The 19,611-nt window shown below is 45.6% G+C and carries 19 protein-coding genes; 10 read left to right on the top strand and 9 right to left on the bottom strand.

The features are described from left to right. Position 1 precedes the first annotated feature (1 nt). The 3 genes from B3S93_RS14555 to fae all read left to right on the top strand — a co-directional run bounded on the left by B3S93_RS14555 (position 2) and on the right by fae (position 2,433). Positions 2 to 928 carry a RimK family alpha-L-glutamate ligase gene (locus tag B3S93_RS14555; RefSeq protein ID WP_292402921.1) on the top strand — a complete coding sequence of 309 codons (927 nt, stop codon included), beginning with the start codon at positions 2 to 4 and terminating at the stop codon, positions 926 to 928. Continuing rightward, positions 918 to 1,796, top strand: a complete 879-nt coding sequence (locus B3S93_RS14550) for a triphosphoribosyl-dephospho-CoA synthase (RefSeq protein WP_292402919.1) — start codon at positions 918 to 920, stop codon at positions 1,794 to 1,796. Before B3S93_RS14555 ends, B3S93_RS14550 begins: the two co-directional genes overlap by 11 nt. A gap of 118 nt (positions 1,797 to 1,914) precedes the next feature. Beyond that, a complete protein-coding gene (gene fae / locus B3S93_RS14545; protein WP_014705284.1) occupies positions 1,915 to 2,433 on the top strand; it encodes a formaldehyde-activating enzyme in 519 nt (172 codons plus the stop codon). A 41-nt stretch (positions 2,434 to 2,474) separates the two neighbouring features. Here fae and B3S93_RS14540 read toward each other — a convergent pair whose 3' ends face one another. Next, positions 2,475 to 3,170 (bottom strand): HisA/HisF-related TIM barrel protein, encoded by a 696-nt coding sequence (locus B3S93_RS14540; RefSeq protein WP_292402916.1) that lies wholly within the window; start codon positions 3,168 to 3,170, stop codon positions 2,475 to 2,477. A 22-nt stretch (positions 3,171 to 3,192) separates the two neighbouring features. Here B3S93_RS14540 and B3S93_RS14535 point away from each other — a divergent pair, with 22 nt between their 5' ends. From B3S93_RS14535 to B3S93_RS14515, 5 genes are read left to right on the top strand one after another with little or no spacing between them, the layout of a single operon-like run. Continuing rightward, complete coding sequence (locus B3S93_RS14535) at positions 3,193 to 4,188, top strand: ATP-grasp domain-containing protein (RefSeq protein WP_292402913.1); 996 nt, start codon at positions 3,193 to 3,195, stop codon at positions 4,186 to 4,188. Continuing rightward, the gene (locus B3S93_RS14530) at positions 4,181 to 5,224 is read left to right on the top strand and encodes a hydantoinase/oxoprolinase family protein (RefSeq protein ID WP_292402911.1); all 1,044 of its coding nucleotides are present in this window, start codon (positions 4,181 to 4,183) and stop codon (positions 5,222 to 5,224) included. The genes B3S93_RS14535 and B3S93_RS14530 overlap by 8 nt, the downstream gene beginning before the upstream one ends. A gap of 9 nt (positions 5,225 to 5,233) precedes the next feature. Further along, positions 5,234 to 6,619: an aminodeoxychorismate synthase component I gene (pabB, locus tag B3S93_RS14525; RefSeq protein ID WP_292402991.1), complete on the top strand. Its 1,386-nt coding sequence runs from the start codon at positions 5,234 to 5,236 to the stop codon at positions 6,617 to 6,619. After that, complete coding sequence (locus B3S93_RS14520; protein WP_292358231.1) at positions 6,620 to 7,195, top strand: delta 1-pyrroline-5-carboxylate synthetase; 576 nt, start codon at positions 6,620 to 6,622, stop codon at positions 7,193 to 7,195. It abuts the gene before it with no gap. Continuing rightward, positions 7,192 to 8,373 (top strand): pyridoxal phosphate-dependent decarboxylase family protein, encoded by a 1,182-nt coding sequence (locus B3S93_RS14515; RefSeq protein WP_292358233.1) that lies wholly within the window; start codon positions 7,192 to 7,194, stop codon positions 8,371 to 8,373. The genes B3S93_RS14520 and B3S93_RS14515 overlap by 4 nt, the downstream gene beginning before the upstream one ends. On the opposite strand, the gene B3S93_RS14510 is transcribed toward B3S93_RS14515, so the two are convergent. The 8 genes from B3S93_RS14510 to B3S93_RS14475 form a co-directional block, all read right to left on the bottom strand. After that, positions 8,348 to 10,057 (bottom strand): SPOR domain-containing protein, encoded by a 1,710-nt coding sequence (locus B3S93_RS14510; RefSeq protein WP_292402909.1) that lies wholly within the window; start codon positions 10,055 to 10,057, stop codon positions 8,348 to 8,350. The two genes, B3S93_RS14515 and B3S93_RS14510, sit on opposite strands and share 26 nt — an antisense overlap. An 8-nt stretch (positions 10,058 to 10,065) precedes the next feature. Then, complete coding sequence (gene aroB / locus B3S93_RS14505; RefSeq protein ID WP_292402989.1) at positions 10,066 to 11,151, bottom strand: 3-dehydroquinate synthase; 1,086 nt, start codon at positions 11,149 to 11,151, stop codon at positions 10,066 to 10,068. A 5-nt stretch (positions 11,152 to 11,156) separates the two neighbouring features. Then, entirely contained in the window at positions 11,157 to 11,684 is a 528-nt protein-coding gene (aroK, locus tag B3S93_RS14500; protein ID WP_292402907.1) for a shikimate kinase AroK, read from the bottom strand. Between the two features lie 85 nt (positions 11,685 to 11,769). Next, complete coding sequence (pilQ, locus tag B3S93_RS14495; RefSeq protein WP_292402904.1) at positions 11,770 to 13,905, bottom strand: type IV pilus secretin PilQ; 2,136 nt, start codon at positions 13,903 to 13,905, stop codon at positions 11,770 to 11,772. A gap of 28 nt (positions 13,906 to 13,933) precedes the next feature. Continuing rightward, positions 13,934 to 14,482, bottom strand: a complete 549-nt coding sequence (locus tag B3S93_RS14490) for a pilus assembly protein PilP (RefSeq protein WP_292402902.1) — start codon at positions 14,480 to 14,482, stop codon at positions 13,934 to 13,936. Then, positions 14,482 to 15,069 (bottom strand): type 4a pilus biogenesis protein PilO, encoded by a 588-nt coding sequence (locus B3S93_RS14485; protein WP_292358244.1) that lies wholly within the window; start codon positions 15,067 to 15,069, stop codon positions 14,482 to 14,484. Before B3S93_RS14485 ends, B3S93_RS14490 begins: the two co-directional genes overlap by 1 nt. A 2-nt stretch (positions 15,070 to 15,071) precedes the next feature. Next, a complete protein-coding gene (locus tag B3S93_RS14480) occupies positions 15,072 to 15,632 on the bottom strand; it encodes a PilN domain-containing protein (RefSeq protein ID WP_292358246.1) in 561 nt (186 codons plus the stop codon). Further along, positions 15,632 to 16,690, bottom strand: a complete 1,059-nt coding sequence (locus B3S93_RS14475; protein ID WP_292358248.1) for a pilus assembly protein PilM — start codon at positions 16,688 to 16,690, stop codon at positions 15,632 to 15,634. Before B3S93_RS14475 ends, B3S93_RS14480 begins: the two co-directional genes overlap by 1 nt. A gap of 188 nt (positions 16,691 to 16,878) precedes the next feature. Here B3S93_RS14475 and B3S93_RS14470 point away from each other — a divergent pair, with 188 nt between their 5' ends. Both B3S93_RS14470 and B3S93_RS14465 read left to right on the top strand, forming a co-directional pair. After that, complete coding sequence (locus B3S93_RS14470; protein ID WP_292402900.1) at positions 16,879 to 19,278, top strand: penicillin-binding protein 1A; 2,400 nt, start codon at positions 16,879 to 16,881, stop codon at positions 19,276 to 19,278. An 82-nt stretch (positions 19,279 to 19,360) separates the two neighbouring features. Further along, entirely contained in the window at positions 19,361 to 19,579 is a 219-nt protein-coding gene (locus tag B3S93_RS14465) for a hypothetical protein (RefSeq protein WP_292402898.1), read from the top strand. Positions 19,580 to 19,611 lie beyond the last annotated feature (32 nt).

Raw genomic sequence — 19,611 nt, 5'->3', positions numbered from 1 at the left:
TATGCCTAGCGCCCGCGTTGCTGTTTTTAATGATACTCACGGGTGGCATAGTGCTCAGCTGACTGAAGCACTGGCTGACTTAAATATTGAAACGGTGCTTATCGATCTGGCGGAATGCCGGATCGATACCCGCAGTCCAACAGGCATGGTGATTCCTCATTTTGAAACGACATTGCCTGATGCCGTACTGGTCAGAGGGATCGCTCCCGGAAGCCTCGAACAAATCACCTTACGCATGGACGTATTGCATACCCTTGCCGAATTAGGTGTGCCGGTTTTGAATCCCGCACATGCTATTGAACTCACCGTCGATAAAGCGCGTACGTCATTAAGACTCCATCTGGCGAATATCCCTTCTCCACATACCTGGGCTTGCGAAAGCCGCGAACAGGCATTGCAAATTGCCCGCGAAGAATTCGCCAAAGGGTTCAGCCTGGTCGTTAAACCGTTATTTGGTTGTCAGGGGAAAGGCATACAACGCCTTGATGCGTTAGCACAACTGGATAATCTCTCAGTAGTTGGTGAGGCTTATTATCTTCAGCATTATGTGGCACCGGCTCAAATCGGTTGCTGGCAGGACTGGCGCTTGATGGTGGTCAATGGAGAAGTCATTGCGGCCATGACTCGTCGCTCGAATCACTGGATAACCAACTTTGCTCAAGGTGCCAGCTGTTTTGCCAGTACAGTGACCCATGAAATGGCACAACTTGCTATCAGAGCGACGGCTGCGGTGGAAGCACCTTATGCCGGCGTCGATCTGATTCAGGATCCGCAAGGCCAATTCAGTGTATTGGAAGTCAATAGCGTACCCGCCTGGAAAGGCTTATATCAGGCAACAGGTATTGATATTGCTGTTCGACTTGCAACAATGGTTGCTTCTCATATTCAGCAAACCAGACAGGTATCTCTCCCCGAACATGCTAGCTGAACAACAGATTGCTGACAGTGTCCGTTGGGCCTGTGAGCAGGAAGTCAACGCTCCAAAACCCGGCAATGTAAATGTCTGGAGTGACGGACATAATATGGCTGTGCAGGACTTTCTCTCCAGTGCTGCAGCAATTGCGCCGGTAATGGCGCAACCCAATCTAAAGGTTGGCGAACGGATTTTGCAGTCCATTAAAGCTACCCGTAAAGTCGTCGACTGTAATACCAACCTTGGTATCGTATTATTATTTGCCCCGTTATGTGATGCAATTCAGCGATGTTCCAGCTTTGATCAACTATCTTCAGAGCTTGAAAAAACCCTAGTGGCTTTAACCATTGAAGATGCCCGTCTGTGTTATGAAGCGATTCGGTTGGCTGATGCGGGCGGTATGGGTCAGCAAGCTGAAGAAGACATACATCAACAGCCAAAAGTCACCCTGCGAAAAGCGATGGAATTAGCGCAAAATCGAGACACAATCGCCTTGCAATATGTAAATAACTACCAGCAAGTATGGGATATCGGCTATAAACAATTGACAGAAGCGTTGAAATGTGGGGAAAAGGTTGAATGGGCCTCCACAATCGCGTATCTTTACTTACTAGCACGTGTGCCGGATACGCTAATTATCAGAAAGCAATCCCGGCATATCGCCCAGACAGTGGCACAGAAGGCACAGTTATTTATTTTAAAAATGAATAAAAATAGACCCTTAAGCAAATCAACAGCCGAGTTGACCGTCTGGGATCAAGAATTAAAGAGTCACGCCATAAATCCCGGAACCTCCGCAGATATGACCGCAGCAGCATTGCTGCTATTTGCGTTCGAGCAGGCGTTTGATTCAAACCGAATTTCAGTAGCACGATGCTTATAGCGGGCGGCACTGAGCAGGTGATACGTTCCTTTATTACGTATAAACCTCAATCTCACATAAAAAGGTTGAGGAAAAAATGAGCCTTTTTGACAATTTTTTTGGAACAGGAAAATATAACATGCCAGTTATCGATCGCGTACTTGTAGGTGAATCCTTAGTCATTGAAGATGGTGACTTAGACAACGTTGCTCACATTGATTTATTAATGGGCCCACGTGGTTCAGCAGCAGAAGATGCTTTCTGCCGCACTATGACCGACCAGAAACAAGGTGTTAACGGCCTGTTGGCTGTGGTTGCACCTAACCTGATGGTCAAACCAGCTACCGTTATGTTCAACAAAGTAACCATCAAAAACATGAAACAAGCTGTGCAAATGTTTGGCCCTGCACAACGTGGTGTTTCTGTTGCGGTTGCTGAGTGTGTTGAAGATGGCACTATCCCTCTCAGTGAAGCTGATGATTGCTTCATTTGCGTTGGTGTATTTATCTCACCAACAGCTGACAGTGATGAAAAAATCCAGGACTGGAACTACCGTGCAACTAAAGAAGCTATCAAACGTGCAGTAGCTCGTGAGCCTAAAGCGGCTGACGTTGTTGCACAATACAAAGCTTCTGAACACCCATTTGGTGCTAAGTAAGTTTTAGACTGATGTCAATGCCGCCCTTCGGGGCGGCATTTTCAGTTCATTATCTGGCGTACTGTATCGACGCCAAGCCTGCCTTTGTGCAAAGCACTGGCAATCAAAGCCCCTTTGATTTGGTTTTTTGCCAAATTCATTAAATCTTCTTCCCCACGCACACCACCCGCCGCAATTAATTGCGCACCAGGCTTAATCATTTGAATTTTATTCAGTAACTTTTCATCTGGCCCCCTATCCATCCCCACTGTATCCAGACTCATCACGATAATAGTTTCAGGCCATAAATCTACACGCGTTAACAAATCATGTTGACCCAATAACCGTCCCTGCCGAAAATCCAGCGATAAAATAAATTCCTTAGGTTGCAACGTGGTTAACAATTGAAGATCCTGCAGAGTCTCACTCCCTAATACCGGCTTAATATTTGGTATATCACACCAGAACTGCCAATCATTCAGAGTACGGATGCCCGCATCCAGCCAGATGGTTAATTGTGGAAATAGCCGGTGCAGTTGCAAATAAAACGCTTTATCGATTTTTCCAATTTCGATTGCATCCAGATCCGCAATATAAATATCGGTAAACGCATACCATGTCAGTAACTGTTTAATCACCGCATTTGGATAGACACTGGAGGTTAATTGCGATTTAAGCGGCTGATAGTGATCACGCCTTCCACCTTGTGCATGTACGACCTTCCCCCCCATCAGATCAATGACCGGTATAATCAACACTTCTTTAAGTAACCTCAGAAAAATGAACTTAGTCGTCTACGAGCATATCACCAGTGGCGCATTGTGTGACGAGCAGTTACCCGCATCGCTCTCACATGAAGGCGAAATGATGCTTTCTGCCATTGTGCAGGATCTTCTCCGGCTGGGTCAGATTCATATCACTATCCTTAGAGATAAGCGACTTAGTGAGTCTGACTGGATGAAGACCTCCAGTATCACGATAAAAACTTGCGCTAGTCGCCAGGAATTTGATCAAAATTGGCAGTATTGTTTAAAAAACCTTTCGTTTTTTTTACTGATTGCTCCCGAAACCGATAATATTTTATTGTCCCTGCAACAGCAGGTTATCGCTGCGAACAATCTCTATCTGGGGTGCTCAATTGAGGCAACCAGCTTTTGTACGGACAAAATTCAATGTTCTGAGCAACTGCTGAAAAAAGGCATTGCTACACCAGTGACTTTATCAGCTGCCGATGGTTTATTAGACCAGTGCCTGCTCGACCAGCCTTATGTCGTCAAACCTCAGGACGGTGCCGGTTGTCTTGATACTCTCAAATTTGAATCGATACAACAAACTCGACAATACCTGATAGGTCTGCCTAAAGAGGTACGAAACAAACTGATTGTGCAACCTTACCTTGATGGCCCGGCCTTGAGCATTAGTTTGTATGTGGGACAAAATAACATCGAGTTACTGTCAATTAATCAGCAATTAATCGAACATCAGGCACAACAATTTGTCTTTCATGGGTGTCAGGTAAACACTATTGCGACACAGCAATTTACTGACCAGCAGGCAATGCAGCTTGCCACTTTGATTGATCAGGCGATTGCAGGATTATCCGGCTACGTTGGTATCGATTTTATATTAACTAAGCAAGGGCCAGTGGTGGTAGATATTAACCCCCGATTGACAACAGCCTATGTCAACCTGGCAGCCAATAAACAGCGTAACCCTGCCCTGCCGTTATGGCAGCATCTACAACGTTTGCAGCAACAAGAAGCATATTATGCATAGACAAGAAAAAGGCTGTTTCACCGGCTGGGATATTGGTGGAGCACACTTGAAAGTAGTTCGCTGTAATAATCAGGGCGAACTATTACAGGCGCTTGAACTGCCCTGCCCACTTTGGCGGGGCAAAGAAGCGCTGCGCAAGGCTATTCGTCTGGCAGTTGATACGCTGAACAATGAATTGGATCAACAACTTGTCACCATGACCGGCGAACTGGCAGATTGCTTTGTTGACCGAGCTTCGGGTGTATCGGAAATTCTGGCCTGTATAGCTGAATATTTTCCAACTGATCGGGTTTCGGTATTCAGCAGTAATGGCTGGTTAAGTCAGGAACAAGCCCGCACTCACTGGGATAAAGTAGCTTCGATGAATTGGCTGGCCAGTGCCCAGTTAGCCGCTACAAATTATCCAGCAGGACTTTTAATTGATTGTGGAAGCACAACCACCGACATTATTACACTTAATCAATCTCAGCCACAATTAACCGCATATGATGATCAAGGCCGGCTAAAAAGTGGTGAGTTACTGTATACAGGTGTTATCCGTACCCCCTTGATGGCTATCGGGCAGAAGCTGCCGTTTCGTGGAGAGTGGCAAACTATCACCGCTGAATTATTTGCGACTACTGGGGATTGCTGGCGGCTGCTGGATAAAATCAGTGCTACACAGATTAATGATAGCAGTGCGGATGGCAATGATTGGCAAACCGAAAACTGCCAACGCAGATTAGCTCGAATGCTGGGAACCGATACCAATTTGTTTACAGCAGAAGACTGGCAGAATGTCGCAATATGGTTTTCTGAACAGCAAATCCAGCAGATCCATAATGCCTGCTTACAGGTATTATCCGCTCATAGTGATCTTGATATGCAAGCACCGGTGATTGGCGCAGGTGCTGGACGATTTATCGTCAGCCAGATTGCTAAGCGTTTACAGCGTCCATATGTTGATTTTGATAGCCTGCTTGGCTCGCATGCAACCGCTGCGTCATACGCACCAGCCAGCGCACTCGCCCTTCTAGCCCAGAGGCAGTTCACGTAAAATACTGTGATGAATTCTCAATTGCCGCCTTTATGTGCCGAGCTTCCCTATCAAATAGACAGTGCCACACTGTTTGCTGCTATTCGTGATTTGCCGTGGGCGGTTTTCCTGGATAGTGCCATTACCGAAGGCGATAATGCCCGCTTCGATATCATCGCGGCAGATCCCTTTATTACGCTGCAGACCACCGGTCAAACAACAACTATTGACTATCGAACTGCAAATAGCCTGAATTCGGCGGACGATCCCTTTTTGTTGTTGCAGACTGTGCTGAAAAAATATGCTCAGCAGTCAACCGAACTGCCCTTCTGTGGGGGTGCCATTGGGTATTTCAGTTATGATCTGGGCCGCAGAATTGAAAGCCTGCCAAGTCTGGCGGTAGATTCGGAACAAATACCGGAAATGGCTGTTGGCATTTATGACTGGGCAGTGATTAATGATCATCAGCAACAGCGCTGCTGGTTAGTCAGTTATGGTGTTGACCCATTCACTCATCAGCAATGGTCAGATTTACTCAGCCGACTACACCAAATGCCAATCCCTGACTCCGCAAGCTTTAAAGTAACCGGTGAATTACATTGCAACATGGATCAACAGGCCTATCAAACGGCCTTTGAAAAAATAAAAAACTATATTACCGATGGGGACTGTTACCAGGTCAATCTGGCCAAACGTTACGAAGTAAATGCTGAAGGGGATCCCTGGATTGCCTATCAGCAGTTACGAAAACAGAATGCCGCACCTTTTTCAGCCTTTTTAGCAACGCCTCAGGCAGCGGTATTAAGTTCATCACCGGAGAGATTATTACGGGTCAAAAATAATCTGGTGGAAACCAAACCAATTAAAGGCACACGTCCACGGGATTTGCACAATGCAGAGCGCGACCGCATGCTCGCCCGGCAATTACAGGACAGCCTCAAGGATCGCGCTGAAAATGTAATGATTGTTGATTTGCTACGCAATGATCTGGGGAAAGTCTGTGCACCAGGTTCCATATCCGTGCCATCTCCTTTTGCGCTCGAGTCTTTTGCTACCGTACATCACCTGGTCAGCACTATTACCGGGACACTGGCTGAAGATCAGGATGCTGTCAGCTTATTAAGAGCCTGTTTTCCTGGGGGATCCATTACCGGTGCACCCAAACTGCGCTCGATGGAAATCATCGAAGAACTCGAACCGCAACGCCGTGGGGTCTATTGTGGCAGCATTGCTTTTATTGGCTTTGACGGCAATATGGACAGCAATATTACGATTCGTACATTGGTATTCAGTGATAATCGTCTGCGTTTCTGGGCTGGTGGCGGTATTGTGGCGGATTCCGAACTGGAAGCCGAATATCAGGAAGTGGCTGATAAAGCCGCGGCAATGCTGGGTCTGGTGGAGTCATTACGTTAAATGTATGTCGTTAAACTGGGTGGTAGCCTATATCACACTGCTGAACTCAAATCCTGGTTAACATTGCTGGAACAAACGGCGCTTAATGAGTCTGTGGTAATTGTTCCGGGCGGTGGTCCTTTTGCTGATATGGTGCGTCAGGCGCAGCAACTGCATAAATTTGATGATCAACATGCTCACCATATGGCGATCCTTGCCATGGCACAATATGGGTTGATGCTTCAGGCCTTGTTACCCTCCGCTGTCCTTGTAAAAACGCCAGCAGAAGTTTCCAGCCATTGCCAACTGGCTATCTGGTTGCCAGATGATCAATTACTGCAAGTCAAAGAAATTACCCAAAACTGGCAGATCACTTCCGACAGTCTGGCTTTGTGGTTTACACAGCAATTTCCACAAAGCAGCTTGAGTCTAATCAAACGTGTTTCCGCAGAGAGTGGAGATCTCAACGAGTTAAGTAAAAAAGGCATTATTGATCAGGGTTTTACTGCACTGTTCCAACAAAGACCAATTTCAACTCAATTGATCCATTATCAAGCCCTGGATAACTTTCCCGAGCATGGAATTAAGCTCGGATGAGCATTGATTCAAGTCAACTATCTGCCACGCTGTCAGCGTTAATTAATCAGTCTCTGCAACAATTCGACATCGATGCTAAAACGCTTCAACAGCTTTCCCAACAAATAGATACCTTACTCCTTGCAGGACAGCGTCACAGACAAGCAAACTGGGCAGGTCATATGACGCCTGCAGTAAATGAATTAGCCGCACTGGGAAAGCTTGTGGCGGCTTTGCATCAAGGTAATCTGCTCTCATCAGAGCTTTATCCAGAACTTGCGATCATTGAAAAAGATATCTTTGATTTTTTCTGCCCTTTGTTTGGTCAACAACACGGACATGCGACGCATGGTGGCAGCTATGGCAACCTTGATGCGTTATGGCAGGCTCGAAAAAAATTCGGTGGCCATTCAAACCGGGTATATGCCAGCGATCAATCCCACTATTCCGTTTTCAAGGCGTGTGACATTTTGGGCCTGCAGTTACAATTGATCCCCACCAATGATTCCCAGCAGATGGATATTGCCGCACTTGCGTTTGCCTGTAACGAGCAGACGCCAATGGCCATTGTTGCTACAGCAGGCACCACCAGTAGTGGACAGATCGATGATATCAATGCGGTTAAAGCAATTATTGGGCATAGTCCATGTTGGCTGCATATCGATGCAGCCTGGGGTGGTTTTTTAAGTTTAATCAACACTAGTCCCCTGACTGACAAACAGCTCGGACAAGCTGATTCGGTCTGTTTTGATCCGCACAAAAGTCTGGGCCAGCCCCGTCCCTGCGGGTTATTGATGTATCAGCAACCAATTAAAGCTACGGCCTCGCCAACCCAATACCTGACACAAACACCACGTGACACATTACCGGGTTCCTATGGAGCAGAACTTTTACTGCCTTTATGGCTGACCATTAAAGCACTTGGAAAAGCAGGTCTTGTTGAGCAAATTGACTTTCAACTCGATCAGGCCAGAAAATTTGCCGATTTTCTCAATGAGCAGCCAGGTTGGCAGGCAGAAGGTTCTCCCACAGGCATTGTCTGTTTTAATCCCCCCCCTCAAAAAGACCTTTCCGGTTTGCTTGAAAAAGGTATTTTTTCACTTACAGAAATTGCTGGAAAAAGAGTCTATCGTGCTGTCTTTGCCGGACCTGGGACCCGCAGTGACACACTGATTAGCGATCTGGCGCCTTATCTATAATCTGTTTTTGTACGCCATCATAGCGTCTTAGCCAGGGCGATATTTTATTTAACGGAGAGGACCATTGCTGACTATCACGCATTGCTACCTGTTTTGAAGGATATACCCCGTAGATCACGGCATACCAGACTTCACCATTACGCATACTTTCAAAAACTGCAACATTACCTGTCAGTTCATTTTTTTCCACAAAGCTGTCCACTTCAGATCTATCCCATGTTCCCATTAATTGAAAGGTAAAATCAGTAGCGGATTGCTGCATAATCCACTCTTTATCCTTTAAAGTCGTATCGACCAGATCAGAAAATGCTGTATCAGCTTTCTCCGTGGTGGTAGCGGGTACGGGAATTAATTCAATTGGCGGGTTAATTTGTTCAGGCGTTGAAGGTGGCTCAACCTCTTGTTCTTCTGCTGTTTCAGAAGTCACTTTTTCTATTTCAGAACTTGAATCATCATTCACCGTGACAACGTCGGCAATAGATTCCTCTGAATCAGCAGTCTGAGAGGGTTGTTCAATTATTTCTACAGGATCAAGTAAAACGTCTGCAGCGACTTCCTGTTCAGGTTCAGGCTCTACTTCATCGGTCGGGGAAATGGTTTCGATTGCTGCTTCAACATCAGAGTCAGTCGTCGGTTCAGCTTCTATATCTGTCTGTTCCAACTCTTCGAGTAATTCGACTAATTCCTGGCGATCGGCTTCTGCAACACTGGTAAGTTCTTCTGGCTCATCCACAACGACCATGGGCAAGTCTTCGGTTAAAGCATCCGTATTTAGCACATCGTCTTCAATCGTGCTTTTATCAGCAACAAACAAGTCATTTATCTGCTGCTGATAAAACAAAACCAATGCAAATAAAACACCCAGCGGAACCAGTCCAAACCATTTATTCCAGCGCAAAGAAACAGCAGGAAACTTGAAGCTGAAAGGCAGCTGCACCGGTTTGCCCTGTCCCAGTAAAAATTTATGGGCAAGATGATTCAATGCTGCCGGAACACCTGAAGACTGTCGATGAAAACGTATTAATGCTTTGTTATCAAATGGGCTGTCACCGTTGAAACCAACACCCTGTAACCGCTGCAATAAATAAGCAGCGGTTTCCTGTTGTGGAATTGGCCCCAGCAGTAAGGGTTGAATGCGCTCATTTTGAGAAGCCATGACATCAGCCGTAACATCAGTTACTACCGCCCGCCATAGATAGTTGCCTTCATGTTGCCAGTCAAACCAGGTTTTTAATTGCTGGAGTAATGGCTCGGCAAGCTTACTGATATCATCAATCAATAACACCGGACGAATCTGTAAAGTCTGCAGTTGTTGTAATCGCTGTTGTAATAGCTGAAGGTTGTTACTGCCCAGCGTACTCTCCTGAGGCGCACCAAAAACCTGTAAACAGCGGCTGACCATAAACTGAATGGTTAATGAGGGTTCTGCCTGAATCAGGCAAAAACGCAAATCATCGCCCCCCCGATTCATTAAGGCTTTTAAAGTAGTGGTTTTACCCAGACCGTTGGTGCCATACAGCAAAGGAATTTTGTCACTGGCCCGAAGCAGATGCAGAACCAGGTCCAGACGCTGCTTAATTTCCGGCCCCATATACAGTCCGGCTTCTGTCACCTCAGCACTGAATGGATTCGACTGAAGCGCTAATCTTGAAATATATTTTGGTTCAGCTGCCGCTGCAGTCATTGCATTACTCAATTTCCAGCAGTAAATTTCGCCAGGGTTTCAGCCAGGGCATCACCATCATAGTCATCGGAAATAATGGCCTGACCGATATCTTTTAACAACACCAGACGAATCAGTCCATCCTGAACCTTTTTATCTACCGCCATCAGGTTCATAAAATCTGCAGAACTTAACTTACCCGGGACAGTAACAGGCAGATTAGCGGCTTTCATAATGTCGCTGATACGGGTAACTTTTTCCGTGCTAAGCCATCCCATACGTTGCGACAAGTCGGCCGCCATCACCATACCTATTGCAATCGCCTCACCATGCAGACAATTCCCGTAGCCACAACCAGTCTCAATGGCATGACCGAATGTATGACCAAGGTTTAACAAAGCTCTGACACCCTGTTCACGCTCATCATCTGCCACAATGGTTGCCTTATCCTGACAGGATCGGGCAATCGCTTGTGCCAGTGCCTCAGGATCACGCGAAACCAGCAGCGACATATTCTGTTCAAGCCAGTCAAAAAATTCAGCGTCATTAATCAACCCATATTTAATGACTTCTGCCAGTCCCGAAGAAAACTGACGATCATCCAACGTTTTTAACGTGGCAGTATCTGCCAGTACACATTGCGGCTGGTAAAACGCACCAATCATATTTTTGCCTAACGGATGATTGACCGCGGTTTTGCCGCCGACTGAAGAGTCGACCTGTGATAATAAGGTGGTGGGAACCTGGATAAAGGGCACCCCCCGCTGATAACAGGCTGCAGCAAATCCTGCCATATCGCCTATAACACCACCACCCAGCGCAATAATGGTTACCTGACGAGACAATCTGGCTTCCAGTAAACGATCAAAAATCAGCTGCATGGTGTCCAGCGTTTTATATTGTTCACCATCTGGCAAAATAACACTTTCCAGCCGATAGTCTTTTAACGCTGTTTTTACGGTATCCAGGTACAGAGGTGCCACCGTTTCATTGGTAACAATCAACACTTCCTTTCCCCGGATATGGGCGGTAAATAAATCACTTTCCGATAGCAGATTTTCACCAATATGGATGGGATAACTGCGATCACCGAGCGCAACTTGAAGCGTTTTCATCATATTCAGTTTTCTTTTGTTTTTAATTGTTGCAGTTGTTTTATCACTGCGTTCACGGTTCGGGTTACAGACTGATCACCCGTTTGTAACACCACATCAGCCACTTCCCGATATAAAGGATCCCGCTGTGCCATTAGTTGTTTTATTTGCTGGCGACGATCCCCTACCTGCAGTAAAGGACGGCTGGTATCACGAGATGTGCGGCGGTAAAGTTGTTCCGCTGTGGCCGCCAGATAGACAACCTTGCCACGTTTCAGATTGCGCCGGTTTGCCTCCGCCAGCACAGCACCGCCACCAGTTGCCATTACAATATTCTCCATTGCGCTAAGCTCATCAATCACTTTTTGCTCGCGCTCTCTGAAGCCCTCTTCACCTTCCATCTCAAAAATCCAGGAGATGGATACACCAGTGCGCTTTTCAATCTCACGATCACTATCAAAAAACTTACGATGCAGCTTTTTAGCAAGCTGTCGACCAATGGTAGACTTTCCAGACCCCATTGGTCCCACCAGAAATATATTACCTGAAATCACGTGGCTAATGACTCAACTGTTTATCGTGAAAAAAAAACCGGATCATAGTAGATCCGGTTTTTTATATTAACTGAAAAAGCAGGAATTAATAATCCATACCTTCCTTAATAATTTTTGGTGTCACAAATACCAGCAGTTCACGTTGACGATCTTCATTTAAATTGGTTTTGAAGAGGAAGCCCACATAAGGCAAATCACCAAAGAATGGTACACGTGTCGATTCTGTTCTAGAGGTTTGTTCATAAATACCCCCCAACACCACAGTTTCGCCATTATCCACCAATACCTGCGTGCGAACGCTTCTGGTATCAATACTAGGAACGCCGAGGAAAATGGCACCTACTTCGTCTTTATTCACTTCCAGATCCATCACAATGCGATCATCCGGCGTAATCTGCGGAGTCACATCCAGTTTTAACAGTGCCTCTTTGAATGAAACCGAGGTTGCACCACTTGATGAAGCTTCCTGATAGGGAATTTCGGTACCTTGCTCAATGGTAGCCTGTTTTTGGTTTGAAGTGATGACACGTGGTGTTGAAATAATCTCACCTTTGCCTTCCTCCTGCATCGCAGAAAGCTCCAACTCCAGCACCGCTCCCAAAGGCAATTTAGCCAACGCCAAAGCAATAGTCCCTGCCGGATTGGCAACTGGTAAGTTCACATTTAAATCCTGACCACGTAATCCAGCCTGGTTTGTGGGAACCACCGCATCCAGATTATTCGCCGGAACCTGCAAACCTTCCAGAGAACCGGATGTGCCTGCTCCCAATGTGCCACTTTCAGCTGAGGTGCCAAAACGCACCCCCAGCTCCTTAGTAAAGTCATTGTTGGCAATAACAATCCGCGATTCAATTAACACCTGACGTACCGGAATATCCAGTTTTTCAATTAATTTGCGAACATCGGCAAGATTTCTAGCAGTATCACGAAGCAGTAAAGAGTTGGTCCGTTGGTCAACCACTACGCTGCCACGATCTGAAAGAAATCCGCCAGCACTGCTCCCGGCTGTAGTTTGACCTTGAGTTGTCGTTAAAATCTCAGCCATATCTGTGGCTTTTGCAAAGTTGACTTCAAATATCTCGGAATAGAGTGGTTCCAGCTCGACCAATTGACGTCTGGCCTCAAGCTCCTGTTTTTCGCGAGCGGCAATTTCTGCTGCTGGGGCAATCAGCATGACATTACCATTCTGACGCATACCCAGACCCTTGGTTTTCAAAATAATATCCAATGCCTGATCCCAAGGTACATTTTTCAAACGCAGGGTTAAGTTGCCGGTCACTGTGTCGCTGGTCACCAGATTCATACCGTTAAAATCAGCCAGTAACTGTAAAACGGCACGAACTTCAATATTCTGGAAATTCAGCGACAGCTTCTCACCTTCAAAGCCAAATTCATTTTCAGTGGTCTCAGCTGTAGTTCGTTCTGCAACTGGTTTTACCTCAACAACCAGCTTATCGCCAGATTGGTAAGCCAGATGTTCAAACTTGCCAGTAGTTGTAAGCACCAACCTGGACCCATCGCGTGTTTGCATACTTTCAATCAAATTCACCGGGGTCGCAAAATCCATTACATCCAGTTTGCGTTTCAATTGGTCGGGCAAGTCAACCCCAGGCAAATCTACAATCAAATCTCCACTTTCACGACGAATATCCATAGCAGTATTTTCATTTTTTAACTGCAATATTAATCTGCCTTCGCCTTGTTCGCCACGTCTGAAATCGATATCCGTCACCGAATTAATATCTGGAGCAGCTAACGGAGTTGTATTTGGAAGTGGTGCTTTTGCAATCTGCCCATTGTTTTCATTAAGGAAAACTTTGACGATCTTCCCTTCTACTTCAATTTCATAAGGTAATTTTCGAAGCAAATTAATAACCATCCGGGTACGTTCACCTGCTTCTACGGTAGCAATACTTCGGGTCTGACCATTATTTATCTGCTGGGTGGTTTCATTCAGTTTATTGCTTACACCATGGAAATCCAGAACGATCCGTGCGGGCTCATCGGTAGCAAAGCTTTCTGGTTTTTCAACCGCTTCGGAAAAAGTTAATGTGACAACACCTTTGTTACCCGATAACGCTGAATAATCCAAGGATTGCAGTTCATTTGCTGAAACAAGACTGCTGACGAACAATAATGAAAGCAAACCCAGACTCGACCGCCACCGCTCCATAAAATTCTTGTCGATGTTGGTGAAGGCTTGACGCCGAGTGATTTTCATTCCGTATATACTCATCATTGTTTGGCCCTTAATTTATCTCTACGACGGGTACTGTCGTCTCACGCTCGTTATAGCCGTTTCCTTCAGGAACGATCTCTTTTAATGTCAGTTGTGTTTCACTGATCGCAACAATCTGGCCATGGTTCATACCCATATAGTTACCAATTTGCACACGATGTATCGTACTGTCTGGAGCCCGTATTAATGCCCATAAACTGTCTTGTTCCAGGGTGCCGACATATTGCAAATCAGCCAGCGAATAATTTTCCAGAATTTCCTTCATCCGGTTTTCATTAGGTTGAATGCCGTTATCAACCACTTGCTCCGGTTCCGGTTCGGGAACATCAATGACGGTTGGAACAAATGGATCACGTAACTCAGCAGCAGCATAACTGAATTTTTCGTAAGGCTTCATCACTGGAATGGGAGGAATATCAACTACTTGACGTGCTTTTACTTCGGCAACATAGGCTTGCAGATCGTCTTTTGGTTGTGAACAGGCCACGAGCATAAATGCCATGGAAAGCAGAAGAAGCTTCTGAATCAATGAATGGATAACTATGGATATGTTCATCATTAATTACCCTGCTCGTCAAAGTAACGATAGGTCTTGGCCGTAATATCCATGGTCATATTCCCATCGCTGGTCAATGGACCCATTTTGAAATTATGCAGTGTCACAATACGCGGTAAGGCCGCTATCCCACTAATAAATTCAGCAAATTGATGGTACGTGCCAGTTACACGCATGGTGATCGGCAATTCAATGTAAAAATCAATTGGCCGTTCTTCTTCCGGTTTGAATAGTTCAAATTCAAGCCCATTTACCAAACCGGTTCTGGAAATATCTACCAGCAGATCAGCCACTTCACTTTTCCGGGGTAACTGCTGCAACATGGAAGCAAATGACAATTCCATTTCTTTCATCTGTTCTTTATATGCTTCAAGATTAACGGCTTTGCTTTGTTTTATCTCAAAGCTTGTGCGCAGTTCTGTTTCTGTTTGTTCAAGTTGCGCCAATTCGACACGCTTATCTTTGATTATAAAGTAATAACCAGCGCCCCAAATCACTGCAAAAATCAGCAATCCGGCAACGATTTTTCCAATCAGAGGCCATTCGCCACTTTCATTGAAATCAATATCATTAACTGAAGGGATATCCACGACTATAGCTCCTCATCCGTTTCAGGTTTGGATTCAGTCACTTCCAGAGTGAATTGACGAATTGCATCATCACGGGAGGATGTACGCTGAATAACGCGAAGTGTTGATTCGGTAAACTCTGGATCATTATCGAGTTGATTCATAAACACGGACACTCTGGCATTAGTCTGTGCTACCCCCTGCACAATCAGTTTATCGCCCTCGCGGCTTAAAACTTGAAGATGAATACCTTCTGGTACAGTTCTCACAATAGAATCAAATACTTTTACAACTTTAGGACGGCTCTGCTGCAAATCCTGAATAACCCGCATTCTGGCCAGCAAACGATCACGTTGTTTTTCTAAATCCTGGATTTCTTTAATCTGCGTATCCAAAATGGCAATTTCTTTTTGCAAATAAGCATTTCGCTGATTCTGTTTATCCAGCAAACTGTTCATATGGCTATTGAAAATAGCAAAAATGATAATGGCGAGAGCTAATGTCAGCCCCATCGCAATAAAGAACTGCTGCTGTCTTTCTTGGCGTTTTTCTTCGCGCCAGGGGAGAAGGTTGATATGTGCCATTAGTCAAAACTCCTCATGGCCAGCCCACACGCTATCATCATCGAGGGCGCATCATTACTCAATGCCTGCACCTTGACCCGGGTACCCAGCCCCATATCAGTGAAAGGGTTGGCTACTGACGTCGAGGTACCTGTTTCTGACTCAACAATTTTATCGACACCTTCTATAGAGGCGCAGCCTCCTGCCAGAATAATATGATCAATTGATTGGTACTGGCTTGAAGCTGAAAAGAAAAACTGCAGTGCTCGAGTGATGGTTACAGCCATGGAACGTTTGAAAGGCTCAAGTACTTTTGGCGCGTAGTCATCCGGCAGGCTGCCATCTTTTTTGGCACGGCCCGCTTCCTGATAAGACATTCCATAATAACGCTCAATATCTTCGGTAAGCATCCGGCCGCCAAAAGTTTGTTCGCGGGTAAATACAATTTTGCCATTGACCAGCACGTGCAAGGTAGTAACGTTTGCACCGACATCGGCAACAGCTACCGTTAATCCATTACCCTGATTGGGTAATTGTCTGGCGATAAGAGAAAAGGCATTTTCAACAGTATAGGCTTCAACATCGACCAGCCGGGGTTTGAGACCAGCTTTTTCCAGCACATTGGTGCGAGCATCAACATTTTCACGACGCGAAGCGGCTAACAATACATCTACTGCATCAGCATCGGCTGCAGAAGGACCCAATATTTCAAAATCCAGACGCACTTCATCCAGTGGATAGGGAATATAGTTTTCAGCTTCCAGCATCACGTTTTCTTCCATGTCGCGTTCTGAAATGGAGGAAGGAAAGGAAACAACTTTGGTGATAGCAGAATTTGCCGAAACCGCGACTGCAGCATCTCGGGACTTCGTGCCTGAACGCTTTATAGCACGTCGTATCGCACCGGCAACTTCGTCGCTGTTTTCAATACGACCTTCTACCACAGCATTTACAGGAAGCGGTTCCACTGCGTAGGATTCGACGGTATAACGATCACCGCGTTTATTTAGTTCTAGCAGCTTCACAACCGAAGAACTGATGTCTATCCCTAGTAAAGGGGATTTCTTACGTCCAAACATGCATCGCCCCAATTCCATCGAAATGATGTGTGCAGTACACTTACACTTGTAAGTTAAAGTAGTTTATTAACAATTACTAGGATGTCAACAACTAAAACTGTGACATCTTCCCAAAAAGTCATTAACTGGCTTTATTAGGATGTTTATATATACTCTACGGTTTTATTTTTTGCGAACGAAATAATCCAATGTCGCGACTTGTATCACGCCTTTTTAAATGGGCCTTTACCTTTTTGATAGCTGGTCTACTGTTTATCGCTGTAGTCTATCTATTTCTGTCACCCAAGCTACCTAGCACGGAATCGTTGCGCACGATTCAGTTGCAGATTCCTTTACGTATTTTTAGTGAAGAAGGTCTTTTGATGGCCGAGTTTGGCGAAAAGCGCCGCATTCCGGTCGCTTATGAGGATTTCCCCACTCAACTCATAGAAGCTTTCCTGGCAGCGGAAGATGACCGATTTTTTGAACACCCGGGAGTGGATTATCAAGGCTTGCTTCGTGCAGCGTATTCGCTGGCACTCACGGGTGAAAAAACACAGGGTGGCAGTACCATTACCATGCAGGTTGCCCGGAATTTTTTCTTAAGCAATGAAAAAACTTATTTGCGCAAAATCAATGAAATTTTTCTTTCACTGGAAATTGAAAACACATTATCCAAAGAAGAAATTCTCACCTTATATCTGAATAAAATATTTCTTGGTCACCGCTCTTACGGTGTTGGTGCAGCGGCTCAAGTCTATTATGGGAAAACGTTGGACGAGTTAACGTTGGGTCAAATGGCAATGATAGCCGGTCTGCCAAAAGCGCCCTCGACGACTAACCCTATTACCGCCCCACAAAGAGCGCTGGATCGCCGTAATTATGTGCTCAGTAGAATGCTAGATGTCGGGTTTATTTCTCAGGCCGAATATCAAGAAGCAATAAAAGAAGAAGTAAGTGCCCGCTATCATGGACGTGAAATAGAAGTCTATGCTCCCTATGTTTCGGAGATGGTCCGTACCTATCTGATTGAGCAGTTTGGCGAAGAGATCTATGAAAACGGTACTAAGGTCTTTACGACGATTAAAGCCAAACATCAGCAGGCTGCCACTAAAGCTCTGCAGGATGCATTACTGGCTTATGATAAACGACATGGATATCGCGGCCCGGCTGCCAAGGTTGAGTTCAGCGAATTACCGGATCAGGCAGCTTCAGAACTGTTCCTTAAGGATTATTCAGTTATTGGTGCCCTCAGTCCAGCATTGGTATTAAGTATAGAAGATAATATTGCCCAGGTTTTTGTAAAACGCTTGGGCCAAATAGAGTTACCGTTTGCCGCAGTAAGTTGGGCTCAGCCACAACTCAGTGCTAACAGCATGGGCAAGAAACCACAGACTATCGACGACGTATTGGCGGTTGGCGATATCATCTATCTGCGGGAGCTGGAAGAGAATTCATGGCAATTGACACAGATACCGGAAGTCCAGGGAGCCCTGATTTCTCTTGCTTCTGAGGATGGAGCAATCACCTCCCTGCAGGGCGGATTTGATTTCTTTCAGAATAAGTTTAACCGGGTAGTGCAATCAAAACGTCAACCGGGTTCTGGCTTTAAACCATTTGTATACTCTGCTGCGCTGGAAAAAGGCTATACCGCGGCTACCGTGATCAACGATGCGCCGGTGGTATTTGATGACCCCGGTTTGGAAAATGTCTGGCGTCCGGAAAATTACAGTGGTCGATTTTTTGGCCCAACTCGTCTGAGAGAAGCACTTACTCATTCAAGAAACCTGGTATCAATAAGGTTGTTAAGAGATATCGGCATTGCCTATACGGTAGATTATGTACAACGTTTCGGGTTTAAGCCTGAACAAGTTCCACCCAATCTTTCTATCGCACTGGGAAGTGGTAATGCAGCACCAATTGATATGGCAAGAGCTTATGCTACTTTGGCAAATGGTGGTCACCTGATAGATCCCTATATTATTTCCCGGGTTGAAAATACTGCTGGTGAAATCCTGATGCAGACCAAACCTAAGAAAGTCTGCGACAGCTGTGCCATACCCGCAGCTGATATCAGTGAAGAAGAAGCCCTGATGCAAGCTGAATTGTTAGGCTTTTATCCAGCCAAGCAGGTCATTACCCCTCAAAATGCTTACATAATGAACAGCATGCTGCGTGATGTAGTGAAATTTGGTACAGGTCGTCAGGCATTAAGTTTAAATCGCGGTGACCTGGCTGGTAAAACCGGAACAACCAATGATCAACTGGATGCCTGGTTTAATGGCTTTAATCCCGATCTGGTTGCCATAAGCTGGGTTGGATTTGATAATCCCCGCACTTTAGGCCGCTATGAAACAGGCGGGCGTGCAGCTTTGCCAATGTGGATTGATTTTATGCGAGTTGCACTTGAAGATGTGCCCGAGAAAAACTTTGAACAACCTGTTGATATGGTCACTGTTCGCATCGATCCTGAAACTGGACTACTGGCACGTCCCGGCGATACCGAAGCAATCTACGAAACCTTCCGTAAAGATAATGTTCCGGCAATGCGTGGCGGCAGTGGTGCCACATCCACTGAACAGGATGACTCTCTGATAGAGCTGTTCTAGGTTCTGTTGATCTTTCTTAGCCACCTCTGTTGTGGGCTGAAAAAGCATCAATCAATGTAGGACAAGAGTGGTTGTGGGATACATGCATGTATCCCACTCAATTCGCGCTTTGGCAGACACAAAACTAGTCGCCAGTATTGATGTGGTGACTCATTTTGTTCAACAAGGTGGATATGTCGCTGTAGTTTCTATAGAAGTCATTTCTAAGGTCGTAGGGGAAATAACGGGTAGTGGCTATGAAAAGCTAACAAACTATGGCAAATGGAAAACACTATCTCGCTATAAACTGCCGGCAGAATGACAGCTCAATAAATTGGCAACAGTGATGCCACC

Origin of the sequence: Methylophaga sp. UBA3613 (assembly GCF_002375415.1) — a bacterium.
Classification (GTDB): domain Bacteria; phylum Pseudomonadota; class Gammaproteobacteria; order Nitrosococcales; family Methylophagaceae; genus Methylophaga.
Note: the sequence above shows the minus strand (reverse complement) of the source record. Positions and strands in the feature narration are given on the sequence as shown.

Bases quoted from the DNA above. Each gene is read 5' to 3' on its own strand.
- B3S93_RS14490 (WP_292402902.1), bottom strand. From the start codon at position 14,482: ATGATGAACATATCCATAGTTATCCATTCATTGATTCAGAAGCTTCTT.
- B3S93_RS14510 (WP_292402909.1), bottom strand. From the start codon at position 10,057: ATGACTGCAGCGGCAGCTGAACCAAAATATATTTCAAGATTAGCGCTT.
- B3S93_RS14530 (WP_292402911.1), top strand. From the start codon at position 4,181: ATGCATAGACAAGAAAAAGGCTGTTTCACCGGCTGGGATATTGGTGGA.
- B3S93_RS14470 (WP_292402900.1), top strand. From the start codon at position 16,879: ATGTCGCGACTTGTATCACGCCTTTTTAAATGGGCCTTTACCTTTTTG.
- B3S93_RS14550 (WP_292402919.1), top strand. From the start codon at position 918: ATGCTAGCTGAACAACAGATTGCTGACAGTGTCCGTTGGGCCTGTGAG.
- B3S93_RS14475 (WP_292358248.1), bottom strand. From the start codon at position 16,690: ATGTTTGGACGTAAGAAATCCCCTTTACTAGGGATAGACATCAGTTCT.
- pabB (WP_292402991.1), top strand. From the start codon at position 5,234: ATGAATTCTCAATTGCCGCCTTTATGTGCCGAGCTTCCCTATCAAATA.
- aroB (WP_292402989.1), bottom strand. From the start codon at position 11,151: ATGAAAACGCTTCAAGTTGCGCTCGGTGATCGCAGTTATCCCATCCAT.
- B3S93_RS14515 (WP_292358233.1), top strand. From the start codon at position 7,192: ATGAGCATTGATTCAAGTCAACTATCTGCCACGCTGTCAGCGTTAATT.
- B3S93_RS14520 (WP_292358231.1), top strand. From the start codon at position 6,620: ATGTATGTCGTTAAACTGGGTGGTAGCCTATATCACACTGCTGAACTC.
- B3S93_RS14535 (WP_292402913.1), top strand. From the start codon at position 3,193: ATGAACTTAGTCGTCTACGAGCATATCACCAGTGGCGCATTGTGTGAC.
- B3S93_RS14465 (WP_292402898.1), top strand. From the start codon at position 19,361: ATGCATGTATCCCACTCAATTCGCGCTTTGGCAGACACAAAACTAGTC.
- pilQ (WP_292402904.1), bottom strand. From the start codon at position 13,905: ATGAAAATCACTCGGCGTCAAGCCTTCACCAACATCGACAAGAATTTT.
- B3S93_RS14480 (WP_292358246.1), bottom strand. From the start codon at position 15,632: ATGGCACATATCAACCTTCTCCCCTGGCGCGAAGAAAAACGCCAAGAA.
- fae (WP_014705284.1), top strand. From the start codon at position 1,915: ATGCCAGTTATCGATCGCGTACTTGTAGGTGAATCCTTAGTCATTGAA.
- B3S93_RS14555 (WP_292402921.1), top strand. From the start codon at position 2: ATGCCTAGCGCCCGCGTTGCTGTTTTTAATGATACTCACGGGTGGCAT.